Source organism: uncultured Sunxiuqinia sp., assembly GCF_963974515.1.
In the GTDB taxonomy this organism is placed as follows: domain Bacteria; phylum Bacteroidota; class Bacteroidia; order Bacteroidales; family Prolixibacteraceae; genus Sunxiuqinia.
This window is the reverse complement of record NZ_CAXBDD010000019.1, coordinates 1-21,534: the sequence shown is the minus strand read 5'-3', so window position 1 is coordinate 21,534 and position 21,534 is coordinate 1. Positions and strand designations below refer to the sequence as shown.

The following is a 21,534-nucleotide window of genomic DNA, read 5'->3' as shown; positions in this document are numbered from 1 at the left end:
AGGGCATGACGAAGAATAAAAAACTGTTGATTTGGGGAGTTCCTACTGTTCTGATTCTTGCCACCGCCTTGTTTCTCATACTGGAGGGGGGAGTTGTGGCTGGAGGAAGAAGTTACGTGGTTAAACGTGGCAAACTGGATGCTAGCATTGAAAGTGTTGGCGAAGTGAAAGGCGAGAAAGCAACCGAGATTAATATCCCATTGATTATTCGCGATCGGGAACTCCGAATTTGGCAAATTAAGATTGTTGATATGGTTGAAGAGGGGAAGATCGTCAAGAAGGGCGATTATGTTGCTCAACTGGATCAAACGGAGATTTCAAACCACTTGCGTGACCGAATGCAGGAGAAAGAAAAAAGAGACGCGGACCTGAAGAATGCCAGAATTGACAGTACGGTTAGGCTTACCCAGCTACGCCAGGAGATTGCCAATTCGGTTCTTGACCTGGAATACAACAAAATTGATCTGGAGCAATCACAGTACGAGTCAGAGGCTTATCAGCGTAAAGCCCAGATGGCCTACCAAAAGGCTGAAATTCAGGTTGAAAAGAGAAGGCGTGACTATTTGTTGGAGCAAAACCGCTGGAAAATGCGGGTTCAGCGACACGTTAACCAGTTAGATTGGTTAGACGGACTGATTGCGCGATATGAAGAGGCGATGGAAGCTACCCGGATTATGACCCCGGAAGACGGTATTGTGATGTTCGGAACAAACTGGAACGGATCTAAATATTCGAAAGATGATGAAATAAGCATCTGGCGACCACTGATTGCCACTCTGCCCGATATGTCATCTGTGATTTCAGAAACCTATGTCAAAGAGATCGATATTTCTAAAATCAGCAAGGGAGACAGCGTGAACATCACCATTGATGCTTTGCCCAACAAATCGTATGCTGGAGAAGTAGCGTACATCGCCGCGATTGGCGAAGATCATCCAGGTTTTGAAATGAAAGTATTTAAGGTAATCGTTCGGTTTCAGGATCGTGATGATGATTTGAAACCGGGAATGACCTGTACCAATAGTATTGTTTTTGAACATTATTTGGATCAGCCGCTGATCCCGCTTGAGGCTGTTCATAGTGATAGCTTGCAAAGCATTGTTTATCTAAAAAGTGGTGGTAATGTCACAAAACAACCTGTTAGGCTTGGAGCTGAAAATAAGGGGATGACCGTTGTTTTGGATGGTCTAAAGGAAGGCGATCGGATTTTAATGAATCCACCGGAAGATATGCTTTAGAATGCTTGGTTTTTTCGAAAGTGTCCAGTGTTTGGTTTTTTTTGTACTTTTGTGCACCTAAGCTAACACCCAGTAAACCAAACAATGAAAAAGATGCTTCTGCTATTGGCGCTTATGCTGGCTTTGGGAGGTGTTGTGTCCGGAATCGAAAGCTATCAGCCCGACAGCGTCCAGCAAACGTTCAACAAGGATTATATCCTTCAAGTTAAGAAAGCTCATGAGCCAATCATCATCGACGGGAAAATAGAAGAACCGGATTGGCATCGGGCTGAAAAGGCCGCAAATTTTTTTCGGGTACTGCCGGTCGATACTGGTTTGGCCGAAGCCAAAAGCGAGGTGGTCATGACCTACGATGATCAGGCGTTTTATCTGGCATTTACTTTTTTTGATTCCATTCCGGGTAAGCGGATCATGGAATCTTTTCGGCGCGATTTCGTTTTCGGAAACAATGATAACTTCTTGGTTTTTTTTGATACGTTCCTGGATCAAACCAATGGGTTTTCATTTGGAACTTCTGCATCGGGTGCAAAATGGGATGGAATTATGCATGATGGAAGCGCCATCAACCTAAACTGGGATTGTAAATGGGAATCGAAAACCGTGCACTACGATGACCGTTGGGTAACCGAGATGCGTATTCCCTTCCGTTCTATCCGATTTAAATCGGGCACTGATCAATGGTATGTGAACTTTAGCCGGCTCGATCTGAAAACGAATGAAAAGTCTTCCTGGGCTCCGGTTCCACGACAGTTTCCAACGGCGTCCCTGGCCTATACCGGCATGTTGAAATGGGAGGAACCGCTGCCCAAGTCTAAAACCATGTTTTCGCTAATTCCTTATGTTTATGGATCAGTGGCCAAAGATTACGAAGCTGGTACTTCGACAGACTATCAGAAAGATATTGGGTTCGACGCCAAAATTGGAGTCACTACTTCGATGAATCTGGATCTGACCTATAATCCGGACTTTGCGCAGGCCGAAGTTGATCAGCAGGTGACCAACCTGGATCGTTTCGAATTATTTTTTCCGGAGAAAAGACAATTCTTTTTGGAGAATTCGGATTTGTTTGCCGGTTATGGTTACGATGTGGTCACGCCTTTTTTTTCCCGCCGGATCGGGCTTGATGCGCCTGTGCTTTTTGGGGCGCGGCTCAGTGGAAAACTGAATAACAACTGGCGCCTTGGGTTGATGGATATGCAGACCGAAATGACCACGGATTTGCCAGGGCGTAATTTTGCTGTGGCCTCGGTGCAGCGAAAGTTATTTGCCCGATCAAGTGCCGGATTGATTGTAGTGAATAAGGAGAATATCAATGAGCCCGATGGAGAGCAGGATTTTAATCGGGTAATTGGATTTGATTACAACCTCGCCTCGAGCGACAACTCCTGGAACGGGAAATTCTTTTATCATCAATCGTTTGATGAAGAAGAGCGCGAAGGCGGGCAATATGCCCAAGGCGCCTATCTGGAATATAAAACCCGAAGTATAGGGCTTGGATTTGCTCAAACCAGCGTAGGGACCGGCTACAATGCCGAGGTCGGGTTTGTGCGCCGTAAAGGCTATAATTTTTTGGGACCTTCATTCAGCTACACCTGGGTGCCGAATAGAAAGATTATTTCACATGGTATTTTTGCTGAAAGTGAAAATTTTTATGACACCGAATTTCATAAAATAGATCATGAGCAAACCTTGGGCTACAAGTTTGAGTTTCGGAGCAGGGCAACGGCCCAATTTGGATGGCTGGATTTTTATATCCACTTGTTGGAAGATTTTGATCCGACACACACGAACGACGTCTATTTACCAGCCGGTTCGGAGTATCGATATGGTGGTGCCTGGGTTGAATTTGCATCGGATAACCGAAAAGCATTAAAATGGTCCGGGTCCTACACAAAAGGAACCTTCTACAGTGGTAAGATCGATTTGGTGGAAGGAATGTTGGGCTATCGATTTCAGCCTTATGTTAATTTTGCACTGAATATGAGTTACAACAGCATTCGCCTTCCACAGCCGTTTGAAACAACAAATCTTTGGCTTATTGGACCAAAAATGGATGTGACTTTTTCGGATAAGGTGTTTCTTTCAACCTATGTGCAATATAACGAGCAAATTGATAACATGAACGTCAATTTGCGCTTTCAGTGGCGATATGCGCCGGTTTCTGACTTTTTTGTGGTCTATACAGATAATTATTTCACGGGGGACTGGACATCAAGAAACCGCGCTTTGGTCGTGAAACTTTCATACTGGCTCAACTAAGAACCTTGGTTGGTTTACTTAAAAAATTTCATTTGGTCTGACCTGAATTGGCAGGCCGATGCCCACCAGTGCAACTCGTCTTTGCCAGCAAGCCGAAGAGGTCAATGAGCGGGAGAGTGCTGGATCAGCACCGGCGAATTGGTTGTTGAGTTAATTGTTTATTTCAAAATTGAAACATTTGCTAACAATATTGATGCTTTGTGGTGCTGAAAATATGTGATTGTTATAAATTTCAGCTATTCGGTTTGAATCAGCAATAAGAGGCCTTCAAACCCTTGATCAATCAGTTATTAAATTGTTAAGGCAGTTCAATATTTTTAGGCTTTTTGAAAATACATTTTATCTTTGTCAACGTTTACAATTTTATATAAAACCAAAAAACAAAATTATGAAAGTAACAGTTGTTGGTGCAGGTGCTGTAGGTGCTAGTTGTGCTGAATATATCGCAGTTAAAGATTTCGCGGACGAGATTGTCTTGGTTGACATCAAAGAAGGATTTGCCGAGGGCAAAGCCATGGATTTGATGCAAACAGCATCGTTGAATGGTTTCGATTCAACCATTACCGGAACGACAAACGATTATTCAAAGACAGCAGGTAGTGATGTAGCTGTGATTACCAGCGGTATTCCCCGTAAACCGGGCATGACTCGGGAAGAACTGATTGGGATCAACGCAGGCATTGTGAAATTCGTAGCTTCAAACCTCATCGAGCATTCTCCAAATGTGATTATCATTGTGGTGAGTAACCCGATGGACACCATGGCTTATCTGGCCCACAAAGTAACAGGCCTCCCTAAAAACCGGATCATCGGTATGGGTGGAGCCTTGGATAGCGCCCGTTTTAAGTATCGTTTGGCCGAAGCATTGGATTGCCCGCAGTCTGATGTGGAAGGTATGGTGATTGGTGGTCATTCGGATACCGGTATGGTGCCATTGATCGATAAAGCCGTACGCAACAGCGTTCCCGTTTCTGAATTTCTTACCGAAGAAAAAATGGCCGAAGTGGTGGAAGCCACGAAAGTTGGCGGTGCTACCCTGACCAAATTACTGGGAACCAGTGCTTGGTATGCTCCGGGTGCCGCTGTTTCTGAGTTGGTGAAAGCGATCGCTCTGGATTCTAAAAAGATGTTTGCTTGTTCCGCGTTGCTGGAAGGTGAATATGGCTTGAATGACATCTCACTGGGTGTTCCTTGTGTGTTGGGTAAAAATGGAATTGAGAAGATCATTGAGATTTCGCTTTCTGATGCCGAAAAGGAAAAACTGGTTGCCAGTGCCGAAGGTGTAAAGGCAGTGAATGACCTGCTCGAAGTATAACAAATCGAAGTTAAACACTATATTTAATGCCTCTGCATGTGTGGGGGCATTTTTTTAGTTTTATGGCGAAAATACCGGTCGAATTAATTGAGTTGGAGCATCATAACTACCACTTGTTGGTGCAGGGGAAATTTGAAGATGGCGAAAAAGGCTACTGGATTATTGATACCGGGGCTTCAAAAACAGTATTTGATAAACGTTTGGAGAAGTATTATACACTTGTTGAACCAACAAACGACGAAGAGTACCAAAGTGCCGGAATCAGCGAAGGGATGGTTGAAACAGGAGTTGGGGAACTTCGCTCCATGGCGTTTGGAAAACTAAAAATCACGGCGCAGAAAGTGGCGCTGATAAACCTTGATCATGTGAACGAAATTTACCGGAAGTACCGCGATGTTCGTATTTGTGGATTGCTTGGAAGCGACCTGTTGAAAAAGCACCAGTGCGTGATCGATTACAAATACGAAACAATTTCATTTTCAAGACCCCGGAAATGAAAGAAACTGTTTTAAAATACCCTGCTGTTTTCAGGCGATAATTCATGTTCGTTTCACAAAAATGAATATATTTGCGACCTGTTGACTAAAAGCTGGTGAAATTAAAAAGAATCATATCAAAACAAATTGCCCTGCGCCTGCTGGTGTTTATTACACTGGCAGCCGGAGCAGTAATTTTCGATTTGTGCCATGATCAACTGCCTGAGCAGTTGGTAAAACACCGGCAGGATGCTTCTGAACCACAGGTTGACGTGTCGCCGGCTTACTTTTGTAATCCGGCCAGCAGCTTCAAAATTCGCATGGGTTGCGACCGATTGGTTTCCAAAATCTTATTTACCATTGGGCAGGATAGATTTCTGACTGCCTTTCACAATCAGGAAGCTTACCATTTGCTAAAAGCCGAATCGCTGAAAGAGCGATCGCCGCAAAACCTCATGGTTCATTTTCGTAAATTCATCATCTGTCATCATTCCAGTTCCGATGACAATGCCCCGAAAGCATAAGGTTTATTCGAATTCTCCAATTCGTTTAAGTTTTTGTACGATAGCCGGTTCCGGCCCGAAGTTGATTTCATTAAGAAAATAAACAAACACATAAAATCTAAATTTTAGACAAATGCAAAACAAAGGATTAATCAGAACTTTTGCCATTTTACTGGCTTTGGTTTGTGTTTACCAGCTTACCTTTACTTTTAAAGCCAAGCAGGTAGAACGCGACGCCCGCGAATATGCCCAGGGCGACGCAACAAAAGAGCGGAATTACCTGGATTCAATCGCAGGTGAGGAAGTTTACAACCTTTTAGGAATACGCAGTTACACCTATAAAGAAGTGAAAGCCCAGGAAATGAACCTTGGTCTTGACTTGAAAGGTGGGATGAACGTTACACTCGAGGTGTCGGTGGTTGATTTGATCAAATCATTGTCCAACTACAGTGCCGACGAAACTTTTAACGCAGCGATCAAGCGGGCACAGGAAATGCAGCGCGACAGCCAGGATGATTTTGTAACCCTGTTTGGACGTGCCTTTGAGGAGATTGATCCCGATGCGCGTTTGGCGGCGATCTTCAACACCCTGGAGTTGAAAAATAAAGTGAACTACAATTCATCGAATAGCGATGTTTTGCGTGTGATTCGTCAGGAAACGGATGCTGCCATCGAAAACTCATTTAATATCATCCGAACCCGTATCGACCGTTTTGGTGTGGCCCAACCCAATGTTCAGCCGCTGCAAACGCATGGCCGTATTTTAGTTGAACTTCCCGGAGTTGACAATCCGGAACGGGTTCGCCAACTGTTGCAGGGAACTGCCAATCTTGAGTTTTGGGAAACCTGGGATAACAGCGAAGTGTATCCATACCTGATGCAGGTAAATCAGCAACTGAAGGAAATCCTTGACTTAAAAGCTGCCGCTTCTGAAACTGACTCAGCTGAGGTTGAGGGCGAGGGAGTTGCTGAAGAGGACACAACAACCAGCGAAGAAGGTTCGTTGCTTGATGAGTTGCAAACAGAAACAGACAGTTTGGGCGAATTGGACAACATGGCTGATATCAGACGGAATTTCCCGTTGTTTTCTGTGTTAAATCCAAGCACAACAGCTGATGGACAGTTGTTCCCCGGACCAGTTGTCGGAACTGCACATTCTAAAGATACTTCTACGGTTAATACCTACCTGAATATGCCCCAGATCAAGTCGATCATTCCGCGGAGCATGGATTTTAAATGGACTTCAAAAGCGGTGGACGAAGGCGGAAATTTCTTCCGCTTGATCGCCATTAAAGTGACCAGCCGCGATGGCCGTGCACCACTTGAAGGAGACGTGATTGTGGATGCCCGTCAGGACTACGAACAGTTTGGCAGCCGTCCGGAAGTTAGCATGACCATGAACGCGGAAGGTGCTAAAACTTGGGCCCGCCTGACCAAAGAGAATATTGGCAAATCAATTGCCATTGTATTGGACGATTACGTTCGTTCATTCCCCAATGTAAACGGTGAAATTACCGGTGGTCGTTCGAGTATTACAGGCTTGGAAACTGTTGAAGAGGCGAAAGACTTGGCAAACATCCTGAAATCGGGTAAAATGCCGGCTCCGGCACGCATCCTTCAGGAAGAAATTGTTGGGCCTTCACTGGGGCAGGAAGCCATTAACAGCGGTATGTGGTCATTCTTCATCGCCTTCTTGTTGGTATTGGGCTATATGTTCTTCTTCTATAGCAAAATGGCTGGTCTGACAGCCAACATGGCCTTGCTGGCCAACCTGTTCTTTGTGATTGGAGTACTGGCTTCAATTGGAGCTGTGCTGACGCTTCCGGGTATTGCCGGTATTGTGTTGACCATTGGCATGTCGGTTGATGCCAACGTGCTGATCTTTGAGCGGATTCAGGAAGAACGGAAAGCCGGAAAAGGTTTGAAGCTGGCTATAGCCGATGGTTATAAAAATGCTTATTCAGCGATTATTGACGGACAGGTAACGACCTTGTTGACCGGTATTGTACTTTATATGTTTGGATCCGGTCCGATTAAAGGTTTCGCGACTACCTTGATTATAGGTATTTTTACTTCGCTGTTCTCAGCCATTTTCCTGACTCGGTTGATTTTTGAGCGTCAGTTGGGTAAAGACGCGAAGATTACATTCACCTCTAAAATTACTGACAACTGGTTGAGGAATGCCGATATTAAATTCCTGGAAAAAAGGAAAATTGCTTACATCGTTTCCGGAGCCCTGATTGTAATTTCGATTTTCTCATTTGTAATCCGTGGGTTTAACTACGGTATCGACTTCAAAGGTGGACGTACCTACGTCGTTCGTTTTGACGAAGAAGTGAAAGTGGCTGAGGTAGGACAGGCACTGGCTTCTTTTTACGGACAAGCCCCCGAAGTAAAAACTTTTGGCGGAAGTAACCAGGTGAAAATCACGACCGAATATAAAATTGACGAACTGACCGATGATGTTGACAATGAAGTGGAACAACTCATGCTACAGGGTTTGCAGGAAGGTGGTTTTATTGGTGGTGATATGGATATGGATACCTTCATCAGCGAGCATCGTATGAGTTCGGCAAAAGTTGGGCCGACCATTTCGGACGATATTAAAAAGGATGCCTTGATCGCGATTTCATTCGCACTGGTGATCATCTTCCTGTATATTCTGATCCGGTTCCGAAACTGGCAATATGGATTGGGTGCAGTTGCTGCATTGGCGCACGACTCAATAATAGTGTTAGGGATCTTCTCGATCTTCTACGGGTTGTTACCCTTCTCGCTGGAAATCGACCAGGCTTTTATTGCGGCGATTCTGACGGTGCTTGGTTACTCGATCAACGACACGGTGGTTGTTTTCGACAGGATTCGCGAGTACATTGGCCTGCACCCTAAGCGTAACCGCGAAGAGAATGTTGATGATGCCATGAACTCGACCTTACGTCGTACTTTCAGTACCTCGTTAAGTACGTTTGTGGTGCTGCTGGCCATCTTCATGTTTGGTGGCACATCTATCCAGGGCTTCACCTTCGCCTTGTTGGTAGGGGTTGTGGTTGGTACCTACTCTTCTTTGTTTATCGCAACGCCAATTTCTTACGACACACAACGCAGCGCTTTGAAAGTAGCAGCTAAAAGAAAATAGTCTGAACAGATAATTTATTGGGAACCCCGGCTATTTTAGTCGGGGCTTCTTTTTTTAAACCGAAAAAGGACTTCGGTTACCGATGTACTAAACTTGTTTGTATATTTGTTGAAAATTTTGAAAAAATGACCCTTCATATGCTATTTATTAGTGGTGGTGAGATTGTGCTGGTGATGATGTTGGCTCTTTTGTTTTTCGGATCAAAAGCCATTCCCGATATTGCTAAAACCCTGGGGAAGGGAATGCGCGAGTTTAAAAAGGCAACCAACGAAATTAAACGGGAGTTTGAAGATAATACGGGCGATTTCAAGCGCGAAATCAATGATATTCGCTCAACCGTGAAATCTGAAACCAAAAGAATCAGCCAGGATATTGATCAGGTTTCGTCTAAAATGAAAGATGAAGCGAACAAACTGAACAAAGAAGTTGAACATATTTCGGCTGAAGCAGAGAGAACAACCACAAAACTTGAAAAGGAAGTGGACGATGCTTCGACAAAAGTTGAAAAGAAAACCACAAAGCTTGAAAAAAAGATGGATGAGGCGCCTTCTGAAGCTTCGCCAGAAACGACCAGTATCTCACAGGATATGGATAAAAAAGAAAAAGATCAGTAAATGATATGTCATTAATACTTCCAGGTTTGGCAATGTTGCTCAGTTTTATTTTGCTGGCACGCATTGTCGATAAGTTCTTTGTTGCTTCCCTCGATCGGATTTCCCATGATTTGAAATTGTCTTCGGATGCTGCCGGAGCCACGCTTATGGCAGTTGGATCCAGTGCTCCCGAGCTTTTCGTGGCGCTTTTTTCGGTGTTGAAACCAGGAAGCCATGAAGCAATCGGGATCGGTAGTATCGTTGGGAGTGCCCTGTTCAACCTGTTGGGCATTATAGGCGTGGTTGCACTGGTTAAAAAGTCATTGCTTACCTGGCAACCTGTTGTTCGCGATATTATATTTTATTTTATTGCCGTAGGCCTGCTGCTATGGGGGATTTTCGATGGTAGTTTCGGCCTGTGGAATGCCATCGCTTTTTTGGGTATTTACATCATTTATGTGGTTGCCGTGGTGAAGTGGCGGAAAATATTTCCCTACAAGGACATGAAATACATCCAGGAAGCGGCAGCCGAAGAATGCACCGAAAGCGGGAAAGCCAACTGGCTGGATAAAGGCCTCTGTTTTGTTTTTCCGAACGCCGAGAGATATTACTGGGTATTTTTTATTTCGATTGTTTTGATTGCCGCACTGAGCTGGGTTTTGGTCGAAGCGGCCATCGTGTTTTCCTATGTTCTGAACATCCCCGAAGCCATCATCGGCTTAACTGTTTTAGCCATCGGTACTTCAATTCCCGATCTAATTTCGTCGCTGATTGTGGCCAGGCAGGGACGGGGCGATATGGCTGTGAGTAACGCCATTGGCTCCAATATTTTTGATGTTCTGGTGGGCTTGGGCTTACCGTTTTTGATTGCCATGCTTATTTATGGTGGCGAAATTTCAGCAAGCGGACAAAACTTGTTCGAATCGTCTGCGATTCTGTTTGCATCGATCATCGTTTTTGGGTTGCTGCTAATCATCAAACGCTGGAAGATCAACTGGGTGACCGGCGTTGTTTTGCTGGGTTTATACTTGTTATACCTTGTTCGTGAAATCGTCTTACTTTAGCTATCTTTAGCGATCACAAAAATTCAATCCGTTTGATTCAGGTTCAAAATATCACAAAATCGTTTGGTAAACTTCAGGTGTTGAAGGGCATTGATCTGCAAATTCCGCAGGGAAAGCTTTACAGTATTGTTGGGCCAAGCGGAGCCGGCAAGACCACGCTGTTACAAATTATGGGAACGCTGAGTAAACCCGATTCCGGCCATCTGGAGATTCGCAAGCAGGCAGTTTTCTCTTTGGGAGAAAAAAAACTGGCGGCTTTTCGTAACCGCGAAATTGGCTTTGTTTTTCAATTCCATTACTTGCTGCCCGAATTTACAGCGCTCGAAAATGTTTGCATTCCGGCTTTTATAGCCAAAAAATCGAAAAAGGAAGCGGAAGCGAAAGCCAAAGATTTGCTTCAGTTTCTGGGTTTGGAAAACCGGATGACTCACAAACCGGCGGAACTTTCGGGAGGCGAACGCCAACGGGTTGCCGTAGCAAGGGCGCTTATTAACGATCCGGCGGTGATTTTGGCCGATGAACCTTCGGGAAACCTGGATTCCAAAAACCGCGAAGACCTGCACGACCTGTTTTTTCAGCTACGCGACCAGTTTAACCAAACGCTGGTGATTGTGACCCACGACGAAAATTTTGCCCGCCAATCTGATAAAATTATCCGCATGCGCGATGGGTGGATTGAAGAGTAGTTAGTCATTGGTCGTTCCGTTGTCATTTGATGGTCATTAATTGTCATTGGTCGCCAGTGGGTTGGACTTTTGGAATTTGGAACTTGGAACTTTTCAGCTAGCTGGCGTTTGTAATTTGGAGCCGACTTGAAATCCAGAAAGCTCTCAATTGAACAAGAAATGATCCCTATGAACTACGATACTGAATTATACCAACTCCTGGAAGAGAAAGCCCGGCAATACAACCAGCTATCATTCGTCGAAACTGACCCGATTCAGGTGCCCAAACAGTTTTCAGGAAAAGAAAATATTGAGATTTCCGGTTTCTTGGCGGCCACCATTGCCTGGGGCCAGCGGTCAACCATTATCAAAAACGCGTTCCGCCTGGTGAAGATGATGGACCACAATCCGTATGAATTTTTAATGAACACCAACGAGTCAGATTGGATTCATTTCCTGGAGTTTAAGCACCGGACGTTTAACGGGATCGATTGCTTGTTGTTTCTTCGCTCGCTAAAAAATATCTACCAAAAACACGATGGGCTCGAAGCAGTTTTTACAAGCGGTTACTGCAAAGGTCAAAGCATGGCATCAGCCCTGCGCTATTTTCGGCAGGTGTTTTTTGAAGTCGCTCACGAAAGTCGATCGCAAAAGCATGTTTCGAATATTGACAAGGGAGCCTCGGCTAAACGCTTGAATATGTATCTGAGGTGGATGATTCGAAAAGATGCTTGTGGCGTTGATTTTGGTTTATGGAGTCAAATTCCGATGTCGGCTTTGCTGTTGCCACTCGACGTTCATACTGGTAGGCAGGCACGGCAACTGGGCTTACTTGCCCGGAAACAGGATGACTGGAAAGCCGTGCTGGAATTGACTGAAAACTTGCGACAGTTCGACCCGCTTGATCCGGTAAAATATGACTTCGCCCTGTTTGGGATGGGCGCTTTTGAATAAAGTAACAAAGCTGCGCGTTTTCTGCCGGTAGTTTCGTTTTGAATTTGTATCTTGAAATCCTTAATCACTATACCAAAAAAATGAAAAGAAGAAACTTCCTGAAAGGGTCGGCACTGATCGCCGGCGCTGCTGTTGCCGGACAAGCTACAGCAAAAGTCACTCCTCCCGATTCAGAAAAAGAAATTTACGAATGGCGGGTTTACCATTTCAAAAATGGGGGTCAAAAAAACAAAGTCGATGGTTTTTACCGCGACGCGCTGATCCCGGCTATGAACGAATACGGAGTAAAAGTGGGAGCTTTTGGCGAATACAGCCAAACGGATCCGCCAACCGTCCACTATCTGCTCGTCTACAAATCGATGGCTGACTATCATCGGGTAAAGAAAGCACTTTGGAACAATGAAACGTTTTTGAAGCAAGCGAAAAGCTATTTTGAAGATACAGCTGCTAATGGGGTTTACACCCGGTTTGAGACTTACCTGCTCGAAGCCTTCGATGCTATTCCGCAATTGCGCCAACCCGATAAGAGCCGGGGATTGTTCGAACTGCGCACCTACGAAAGCAACAACGAAGAAGCCGGTCAGCGCAAAATCAAGATGTTTAACGACGAGGAGCTCGCTTTGTTCGACAAGGTTGGTTTGCACGCCACCTTCTTCGGCGAAATTCTGGCTGGACCCCAAATGCCGGCCTTGGTTTACATGCTTTGGTTTAACGACATGGATGAGCGTACAGCCAACTGGCAAAAGTTTGTCAATAGCCCCGAATGGAAGGAGATGAGCGGCAAAGCCGAATATGCCAACACCGTGAGCGTTGTGAATAAAGTGTTTTTGGTGCCGCTGGATTATTCGCAGATTTAGTCCGACCGAATGATCAATAATTAATGACCAATGACTGAAAACCGGCTGATGGCTGCAGGGTCGGTTAGCATTCATTTGTTGGTCTAAAACACTGACTTGATGCAAAATTTGTTATTTCGTCATTTGGACGTGAACTTTTTTTCGAATTGTTTGATATTTTAAAGTGAGTTTGTCATTGTAAACGCGTAGGTCATTGATCGGTTGATAACGTTTGTCGCTTCAATCCGCTTGACTTTTCGCATAATCTATTCATTCATGATCAGAAAAATTGTCACTCCATTTCAGAAGTTTGTTCAAATTGAGAGTTTTAGTGGAATCCTGCTGCTTTTTGCTACCATTCTGGCGCTCGTGTGGGCCAATTCGCCGTTTGCGCATCTGTACCAGTCTTTGTGGGATTACAAACTTGGCTTCGCTTCCGAAGGATTCACCTTAAGCAAACCTTTGATTTTATGGGTGAATGATGGTTTGATGGCCATTTTCTTTTTTCTGATCGGTTTGGAAATTAAACGCGAACTGCTGATTGGCGAGCTGAACAGTGTAAAAAAAGCTGCTTTCCCGTTTTTTGGTGCTTTGGGTGGAATGATTGTTCCGGTAGCCTTGTTTCTGTTTCTGAATACCAATCCTGAAACGGCCCAAGGGTGGGGGATTCCGATGGCTACCGATATTGCCTTCTCGCTGGCCATTCTGAATGTTTTAGGCAAGCGCGTACCCATTGCATTGAAAGTATTCTTGACTGCTTTTGCCATTATCGATGATTTGGGTGCTGTCATTGCCATTGCTGTTTTTTACAGCTCCGGAATCTACTGGTCGTTGCTTTTGTATGCTTTTGGCCTGCTTGCTCTGCTGTTTCTATTGTCGTATCTGAAGCTTTATTCGAAATATGTTTTCTTTATTGTTGGCGTTGTCGTGTGGATCTTGTTCCTGAAATCGGGGATTCATCCAACCATCGCGGGGGTTCTGATGGCTTTAACCATTCCCATTAGGCAGCGGGTCGATGTAAAATCCTATACTGAAAGTATAAGCGGTGTGCTTCAGACGTTGAAAATGTCAAAAGTTGATCATCAGCCCATTTTGAGCCATACACAAATTGAACAACTTGATGAACTGGAAGATTTGACTGGACGCGTGCAGTCTCCTTTGCAACACCTTGAGCACCGGTTACACAATTGGGTGGCCTATTTGGTTATTCCTGTATTTGCTTTGGCCAATGCCGGAATAACCGTCAGCACCGATGTGCAGCTTGATACCAGTTTAATCCTGCACATCGTTATTGGCTTGTTTGTCGGTAAAGGCGTTGGGGTGAGTTTGTTCGCCATCATGGGTAAAAAGCTAAAACTTGTCGATTTTCCAGAAGGTGTCAATTACAAGAACATCATTGGCGTGGCTTTGCTTGCCGGAGTGGGCTTTACCATGTCGATTTTCATTTCGAACCTGGCCTTTACCGATCCGGCTATTGCCGATTCGGCTAAAGTGGGAATTTTGGCAGGCTCTTTCATTTCGGGATTGGCTGGCTATACCTTCCTGTACTTCAACAGTAAATCCAAAGCTTCGAAAGTGACGCAGAACCTCTAGACTCCTTGGATCAATTCATCGATTCCGGCAAATTCAAATCGCCGGGTCTGGCGTGTAGCTTTTCATAAAATAGTGCGCGTGGCATAATTGTTAGTAAATAACTAACCTTATTGCAAACGGACATTTTATGTATTACCATGGGGTAAATAAGATGGACTCTTTCAAAGCTATGGACTACGAATGGCAGGAGATAGACGGAAAGCCCCGCTACCGATGGTACAAATACGCATTAAATTCCGTCCAAATGATATTGGATTGTGACGAAAAGTTTGATATCGACCATGTCGAATTTTCGGATTTGAAAGTCTGGTACGACAGTGTGGAGTGGGTGGCCAACAACGATGAGGAAGCATCAAAATACATTTATGCCGAACTGGTGCCACCGGTACTTCAAATTGTGAAAGACAAATATATTGATTGTCTCACCGATTTGGGCCATTATAAATCGTGTGCAATAGCGCTGAAATACCTTCGATCGTCCCCGGTTCCATCAGAACGAACGCCGGTACGAAAGAAGGAAAAGGCCATCGATAATATCGAGAAAAGTTTGGTGTTATCACTCAAAGGCGTGGACCAAATGCTGGTAAGATTCAAAGCGGAAATCCCGGAGAAACTGAAGAGTTCGAACGACGAGTTGCGACATAGTCTCGGTGTGCTGCTAAATCTGGACGCACAGTTTTACGGAGAATCATCAGACAAAATTTTTGATTATATGGGATGGATTCGGATAAATGCACCCGACAGCCTGAAAGAAATCTTTTTGATTGAAATTAGTTTGGAAAACAAAAAACCAGCTTTTGGACCTGATAACAGAAAAGGAACTCTACCGCCTGAACTAGCTATTGGATAAAACCATCAAGATGACATCCGCTTCCTTTTACTGCGAAGTTCCGGCTGATGAATGAAACCCGCGTGATATTTTAGGTGAGTTTTTTGACACGGATGAGGACAAGTAATTTATCGGGGCAAGCAATGTGTAATCTATTCTTCCATCTGCAATCTTTCGATAAAGGCTTTCATTTCTGCAATTTCCCTTTCCTGGGCTGTTATAATTTCGTCTGCTAATTTCCTTACTTCCGGGTCTTTTATGTCTGCCCTTTTACTTGTAAGAATAGCGATTGAATGGTGTGGAATCATTGCTTTCATATACGCCACGTCACCGATCGGCGTTTGCGTCCTTACCAAGGTTAAAGCAGTTACAAAAAGGATTAAACTGCCCAAAATGATAGCAACATTTTTCTTTTTATTTTTGTACATGTTTAGCATGAATAGTAGCATGATGACTGCCATCGCGGAAATGCCCAGACAAGCCATGTAAAAACGGGTAAGACTGAAATAAGTGTGGTTTATCTCATAGGTATTGAAATACATGGTGATGTACATCGCGATAAAGGATCCTGTCAACATCAGTACGAATTTTGTGTAGTGGTGTTGACCTGTTTTGCTTTGATTCATTCCGTGATTATTTTCCATTTTCCATTTTTTAGGTGAATGTATTTTTTACAACAGATAACGTTTTACAGTATGGAAAGTTCCCGTTCATCCTAATTTACAACAGTCTTGTGCAAAGTGGCTGGGCATTCTGCAAACCTCCTGCATCTAGAGGATTTTGGATATGCTGCAGAGGGGGCTTGATAAACGGGATGCGTGGATGTTTGCTGAAACGTCATGATGTTCCAAATGTGTTAGCGTATCCCGGGTATGCAGCTAACATTTGGATTTTGGAGAAAATCCCAGGACAAACGGATCGTATTTCTGCTTCCAATTGCCGGTTTTCACCCCAAATCAGTCGGGCTTTCCAGCGTGTTGTCGCCGTTGCGCAACGACTTATTCTTTAGGTGATTGAAGAGAATGATAGGCCCGGCAGCCTCTTTTTTTGGGAAAAATACCTCCTGAGTTTGGTACATACAGCCCGCATGTGGGATGCCGGTCGACTCTCTTTGGGAAGTTTTGGCAGGGTCGCTTCTTTGTTTCAATCTATTTTAGTAGGCGTAAAACTACGGGCATAAACTTATGGATAAAATGCATAAAGACTTGAAACGACTTTCCTGGATCATAGCATTCGTTGTGATTGGATTGGTTGTCGCATTGATCATCCTGGTGAATATCATTTTTGTATGATTTGGCCGAAGAAAGTTGGTGCCTTCTAATTTAATAATAATGATATGAACTTACTGAAATTGAAAAAAACTTACCTGTTTTTTGTGCTGATTGGATTGGTATTCAGCCAATGCACAGCTTCCAAAAAAGCTGAGGAATCAGCGGAAGCCGCCAAAGGACTTGACATGGCCAAACGGATGGCCGACTCTGAAATGGTTCACTTTCCAAAGGCTTCAACCGTCGATTTTAATCCAGAAGGTAAATGGAGTTATACACCAGGATTAGTTTCTTTTGCCATGATGGAATTGTATGAAGTGGCGGACGATGAAAAGTATTACGAGTATGCCAAAGGTTACGCCGACCAGTTTATTAATGAAGAAGGAGTCATTGAGCAGTACAAACGAAGTGATTTCAATATTGACAATGTCAATTCAGGAAAATTCTTGTTCGATTTGTATGAAAAGACGGGCGATGAGCGCTACAAAAAAGCGATTTTCCAGTTGCGAGACCAGCTGAACGACCATCCTCGGACTTCGGAAGGTGGGTTTTGGCACAAGAAACGGTATCCGCACCAGATGTGGCTTGATGGCCTGTACATGGGCGCTCCGTTTTATGCCGAGTTTGGAAAAACATTTGGAGAGCCCGAGGCCTTCGATGATGTGGTCAACCAGTTTGTTACGGTTCATAAACACACTTACGACTCAGTAACCGGCTTAAATTACCATGCCTGGGACGAAAGCCGCGAACAGCGCTGGTCCGATCCCGAAACAGGTCTTTCTCCGCACTTCTGGGGACGTGCGATGGGCTGGTACGCCATGGCCCTGGTTGACGCGTTGGATTATATTCCCGAAAACCAACCGGGACGGGCTGATGTCATCAACATTTTGAAAGAAGTGGCTGCTGGTATTAAGAAATTTCAGCACGAGGAAACGGGCTTGTGGTACCAGGTGTTGGATCAGGGAGATCGGGAAGGCAATTACCTGGAATCATCGGTTTCCAGCATGTTTACCTACACCTTGTTGAAAGCTACTCGCCTGAATTATATCGATCAGCAGTATCGTTCGCTTGGCGAGAAAGCTTACGAAGGAATACTGAAAAACTTCATCAAAGTAAATGAAAACGGCACAATCAGCCTCACCGATGTATGCTCGGTTGCCGGTCTTGGAGGCGATCCATACCGAGACGGATCATTCGAATATTATATCAGCGAGCCAGTCAGGGATAATGATCCCAAAGGAGTCGGACCTTTTATTCTGGCTAGTTTGGAAATGAATAAATAAATCAAACCTAATTTTTAAAAGTATGACAGACTTTAAAAAAGAAAAGCAAAGAAGCCTGCGCATGAAAATCTCGCGCGTAGGAGTACTTGTGTTGGGTCTCTTTTTAATGGTAGCCAGCGAGGCCTTCGCCCAGCAGGTTACAGTTAATGGAACCGTGATGGATGCCAGTACAAGTGAACCAGTTCCCGGGGCTAATGTGGTGGTAAAGGGGACAACAAGCGGAACCATCACTGATTTTGATGGTAAGTTTCAGTTATCTGTTCCTTCAGGTGCTACTCTGCAGTTTTCGTTCATCGGCTATGCGCCGCAGGAAATTGCTGTCAATGGAAGGACAACCATCAATGTGTCGCTTGAAACCGACACGAGAGAACTGGATGAAGTGGTAGCCATTGGTTATGGAACCATAAAGAAACGCGACATCACCGGCTCAGTGGCTTCCGTTTCCGGAGACGACCTGCAGGCCATTCCGGTAGCCAGCGCTGCCGAAGCTATTACTGGTAAACTGGCCGGTGTTCAGGTGTTATCCACTGAGGGGTCACCCGATGCCGAAATGCGCATTCGAGTACGTGGTGGAGGTTCTATCACACAGGATAATTCACCCTTATTTATTGTTGACGGGTTTCCGGTCAACAGCATTTCCGACATCGCTCCTTCAGATATTCAATCGATTGATGTATTGAAGGATGCGTCATCAACCGCAATTTATGGTTCGCGTGGAGCTAACGGGGTTATCATTGTAACCACGAAAAGCGGACAAGCAGGTAAAGTGACCGTTGGATACAATGCGTATTACGGTGTGAAGCGGATTGCCAATAAGCTGGATGTTTTGGATGTTGAAGACTACGTGAACTGGCAGTATGAATATGCCGTTTTGGACAACGGAATTGACGAATTGGAATCGTATGAACGGTATTACGGTGCCTGGCAAGACAAGGACATGTATGCCGGCAAAGTTGGAAATAACTGGCAGGAGCAAGTTTATGGACGTACCGGAGAAGTATTTAATCATGACCTGAGCGTGCGTGGAGGAAGCGATAAAATGACTTACTCGTTCAACTACGCCCATATTGATGAGAAAGCAATTATGGTGGGTTCAGATTACAAACGAAACAACCTTTCGTTGAAGATGAACCACAAGCCCAATGACAAAGTTGAACTGGCTTATTCGTTCCGTTATTCTGACACCAAAGTAAACGGAGGCGGAGCCAACGAGCAAAACGAAGTGTCTTCGGCCGACTCGCGTCTGAAACACAGTGTCACCTATTCACCAATTCCACTGGGAGGTTTAACCACTGGCGAAACCGACGAATCAATTGCCAGCTACCTGGTGAACCCGCTGATTGCTGCTGCCGATAACGATCGCGAGCAATTTCGTAAAAACTACAACATGGCAGCCAGCTTTGCCTGGGATATCATTGATAACCTGAGATTCAAATCAGAAATTGGTTTGGATAACTATAATTTCAACGACAACCGCTTTTACGGGTTAACGACATATTACGTATCGAACACACCAACTGCCGAAAATCAAGGGCAGCCAGCTGTGATCCTTCGCGACCGCAAACAGGAAAGGATTCGTAATACCAATACGCTGACCTACGACTTTAGCGATTTTTTCAGCGAAGATCACAATCTGAATCTTTTGGTAGGCCAGGAGATGATTGAAACCAATACCAACGAGTTAACATCTGTGGTTCATGGTTTCCCAGAACTGTTTACTTTCGATCAGGCGTTGAAACTAACCACACAGGGAACACCACAGTCAACCGATAACAATTACAGTCCGGACGACAAGCTGCTTTCGGGTTTTGCTCGTGCCAGCTATGACTACCAAAGTAAATACCTGGTTTCTGCTACCTTCCGTGCCGACGGTTCAAGCAAGTTCTCTGACGGCAACCGCTGGGGGTATTTCCCATCAGCCGCGGTGGCATGGCGTGTTTCTTCGGAAGAATTTATGGAAACAACTTCTGGTTGGCTTGACGACCTGAAACTGCGTGTAAGTTATGGTACCGCCGGTAACAACAACATTCCTTCGGGCCAGATGACGCAATCATTCGAATCGAGAAACAGCTCATGGATGAGTGGGTTTGATAGCTATTGGGCGGCTTCAAAAACCATGGCTAACCCCGATTTAAAATGGGAAACAACGTATACCCGTAACGTCGGTCTCGATTTTGCGCTGTTCAACAGCCGCCTGAGTGGTAACTTCGAAGCGTACTTAAATAACACCAAAGACCTGCTGATCGAATTTCCGGTAGCAGGAACCGGTTACGATACCCAGTTCCGCAATATGGGCGAAACGGAAAACAAAGGGTTGGAGCTTTCATTAAACTACATTGTCCTCGATAAAAAAGACTATGGATTGAGCTTCAATTTCAACATTGGGTTCAATAAAAACGAAATTAAGTCGCTGGGAATTATGGAGGACTTTGGCGAAACAACAACTTGGGCATCAACTGAAATTGGCGATGACTTCTGGATTGCCAAAGGGGGTTCAGTAGGCGAAATGTATGGCTATTTGTCTGACGGACGTTATGAGGTTTCTGACTTTGAAGGATACGATGAGGCAAGCAGTACCTGGGTTTTGAAAGAAGGGGTAGCCAACGTAAACAATGTTGTCGGAACACCGGCTCCGGGTATGATGAAGTTGAAGAATATTGCCGGTGACGATGAAATGGTGACGATCGACGACCGGACCATTATTGGTGATGCCAACCCGCTGCATACTGGTGGTTTTACGCTCAACGGGCGCGTTTATGGCTTCGATATGGCGGCTGTGTTTAATTGGAGTTATGGAAACGACGTATACAATGCAAATAAAATCGAATATACTTCGTCAACGGCACGTTACCAGTACCGCAACATGATTGACATCATGGCTGAAGGCAATCGCTGGACCAACATTGATGAGGCAACCGGCCAACTGGTAACCGATCCGGCTACCTTGGCCAGTATGAATGCCACCACCACCATGTGGTCACCGTATATGGATCGCTACGTGTTTAGCGACTGGGCCGTGGAAGATGGTTCATTCCTGCGTTTAAGCACTCTCACCCTGGGTTATACTCTGCCTTCGGATTTGACCCGGAAAATGAACATTCAAAACCTAAGGTTTTATGTCACAGGCTACAATGTATTTTTGCTGACTAACTACTCTGGTTTCGACCCGGAAGTTTCGACCCGAAGAAGAACAGCGCTGACTCCAGGGGTTGACTATTCAGCCTATCCACGAAGCCGGCAACTTGTTTTCGGGTTAAACCTTAACTTTTAAACTGAATTGAATATGAAAAAAATAGTATATATCATCGGAATCTTTGTTGCGGCACTCACTGTGTCATGCAGCGACGACTACCTGGATGCACCCACCAAATCGTCTCTTGACGAATCCGTCATTTTTTCGACTCCTGATTTGGCAAAAGGTGCAGTTGACGGAATTAAAATTCCTTTTGCAGAAACCAACTCCTACCGTGGGCGTTTCATTCCCTGGTATGGAATGAACACCGATGCTGAATGGTACAATTC

Annotated in this window: 17 protein-coding genes and 1 pseudogene; 16 read left to right on the top strand and 2 right to left on the bottom strand. The window is 44.7% G+C overall.

All coding sequences use genetic code 11. The features are described 5' to 3' along the window. The first annotated feature begins 5 nt into the window (after positions 1 to 5). The 13 genes from AAC033_RS06895 (at position 6) to AAC033_RS06835 (ending at position 15,482) form a co-directional block, all read left to right on the top strand. Positions 6 to 1,238: an efflux RND transporter periplasmic adaptor subunit gene (locus AAC033_RS06895; RefSeq protein ID WP_339736616.1), complete on the top strand. Its 1,233-nt coding sequence runs from the start codon at positions 6 to 8 to the stop codon at positions 1,236 to 1,238. An 84-nt stretch (positions 1,239 to 1,322) separates the two neighbouring features. Beyond that, positions 1,323 to 3,497, top strand: coding sequence for a DUF5916 domain-containing protein (locus AAC033_RS06890; protein ID WP_339736615.1), 2,175 nt, complete (start codon positions 1,323 to 1,325; stop codon positions 3,495 to 3,497). A 388-nt stretch (positions 3,498 to 3,885) separates the two neighbouring features. Further along, positions 3,886 to 4,812: a malate dehydrogenase gene (gene mdh, locus AAC033_RS06885; RefSeq protein WP_339736614.1), complete on the top strand. Its 927-nt coding sequence runs from the start codon at positions 3,886 to 3,888 to the stop codon at positions 4,810 to 4,812. Between the two features lie 26 nt (positions 4,813 to 4,838). Next, a complete protein-coding gene (locus AAC033_RS06880) occupies positions 4,839 to 5,309 on the top strand; it encodes an aspartyl protease family protein (RefSeq protein ID WP_339736613.1) in 471 nt (156 codons plus the stop codon). A 95-nt stretch (positions 5,310 to 5,404) separates the two neighbouring features. Beyond that, a complete protein-coding gene (locus tag AAC033_RS06875) occupies positions 5,405 to 5,812 on the top strand; it encodes a hypothetical protein (RefSeq protein ID WP_339736612.1) in 408 nt (135 codons plus the stop codon). Positions 5,813 to 5,924: 112 nt separating this feature from the next. Next, complete coding sequence (gene secDF / locus AAC033_RS06870; protein ID WP_339736611.1) at positions 5,925 to 8,927, top strand: protein translocase subunit SecDF; 3,003 nt, start codon at positions 5,925 to 5,927, stop codon at positions 8,925 to 8,927. Positions 8,928 to 9,052: 125 nt separating this feature from the next. Beyond that, positions 9,053 to 9,541, top strand: a complete 489-nt coding sequence (locus AAC033_RS06865; protein ID WP_339736610.1) for a twin-arginine translocase TatA/TatE family subunit — start codon at positions 9,053 to 9,055, stop codon at positions 9,539 to 9,541. Positions 9,542 to 9,546: 5 nt separating this feature from the next. Beyond that, on the top strand, positions 9,547 to 10,584 hold the full coding sequence (locus AAC033_RS06860) for a calcium/sodium antiporter (protein WP_339736609.1): 1,038 nt from the start codon (positions 9,547 to 9,549) through the stop codon (positions 10,582 to 10,584). A 32-nt stretch (positions 10,585 to 10,616) separates the two neighbouring features. Then, the gene (locus AAC033_RS06855; RefSeq protein WP_339736608.1) at positions 10,617 to 11,270 is read left to right on the top strand and encodes an ABC transporter ATP-binding protein; all 654 of its coding nucleotides are present in this window, start codon (positions 10,617 to 10,619) and stop codon (positions 11,268 to 11,270) included. A 168-nt stretch (positions 11,271 to 11,438) separates the two neighbouring features. After that, positions 11,439 to 12,203 carry a TIGR02757 family protein gene (locus AAC033_RS06850; protein WP_339736607.1) on the top strand — a complete coding sequence of 255 codons (765 nt, stop codon included), beginning with the start codon at positions 11,439 to 11,441 and terminating at the stop codon, positions 12,201 to 12,203. Between the two features lie 80 nt (positions 12,204 to 12,283). Beyond that, positions 12,284 to 13,060 (top strand): NIPSNAP family protein, encoded by a 777-nt coding sequence (locus tag AAC033_RS06845; RefSeq protein WP_339736606.1) that lies wholly within the window; start codon positions 12,284 to 12,286, stop codon positions 13,058 to 13,060. 255 nt (positions 13,061 to 13,315) lie between these two features. Continuing rightward, positions 13,316 to 14,632, top strand: coding sequence for a Na+/H+ antiporter NhaA (gene nhaA / locus AAC033_RS06840; RefSeq protein ID WP_339736605.1), 1,317 nt, complete (start codon positions 13,316 to 13,318; stop codon positions 14,630 to 14,632). 151 nt (positions 14,633 to 14,783) lie between these two features. Further along, positions 14,784 to 15,482, top strand: a complete 699-nt coding sequence (locus tag AAC033_RS06835) for a hypothetical protein (protein ID WP_339736604.1) — start codon at positions 14,784 to 14,786, stop codon at positions 15,480 to 15,482. 131 nt (positions 15,483 to 15,613) lie between these two features. On the opposite strand, the gene AAC033_RS06830 is transcribed toward AAC033_RS06835, so the two are convergent. Then, entirely contained in the window at positions 15,614 to 16,105 is a 492-nt protein-coding gene (locus tag AAC033_RS06830) for a DUF305 domain-containing protein (protein ID WP_339736603.1), read from the bottom strand. Between the two features lie 302 nt (positions 16,106 to 16,407). Next, positions 16,408 to 16,608, bottom strand: a complete 201-nt coding sequence (locus tag AAC033_RS06825) for a hypothetical protein (RefSeq protein WP_339736602.1) — start codon at positions 16,606 to 16,608, stop codon at positions 16,408 to 16,410. 189 nt (positions 16,609 to 16,797) lie between these two features. Between AAC033_RS06825 and AAC033_RS06820 the strand changes: the two genes are divergently transcribed. The 3 genes and pseudogenes from AAC033_RS06820 to AAC033_RS06810 all read left to right on the top strand — a co-directional run. Then, the gene (locus tag AAC033_RS06820) at positions 16,798 to 18,012 is read left to right on the top strand and encodes a glycoside hydrolase family 88 protein (RefSeq protein WP_339736601.1); all 1,215 of its coding nucleotides are present in this window, start codon (positions 16,798 to 16,800) and stop codon (positions 18,010 to 18,012) included. A 22-nt stretch (positions 18,013 to 18,034) separates the two neighbouring features. Next, on the top strand, positions 18,035 to 21,283 hold the full coding sequence (locus tag AAC033_RS06815) for a TonB-dependent receptor (protein ID WP_339736600.1): 3,249 nt from the start codon (positions 18,035 to 18,037) through the stop codon (positions 21,281 to 21,283). A 12-nt stretch (positions 21,284 to 21,295) separates the two neighbouring features. Then, positions 21,296 to 21,534 (top strand): annotated as a pseudogene (locus AAC033_RS06810) (RagB/SusD family nutrient uptake outer membrane protein); the annotation flags it as partial.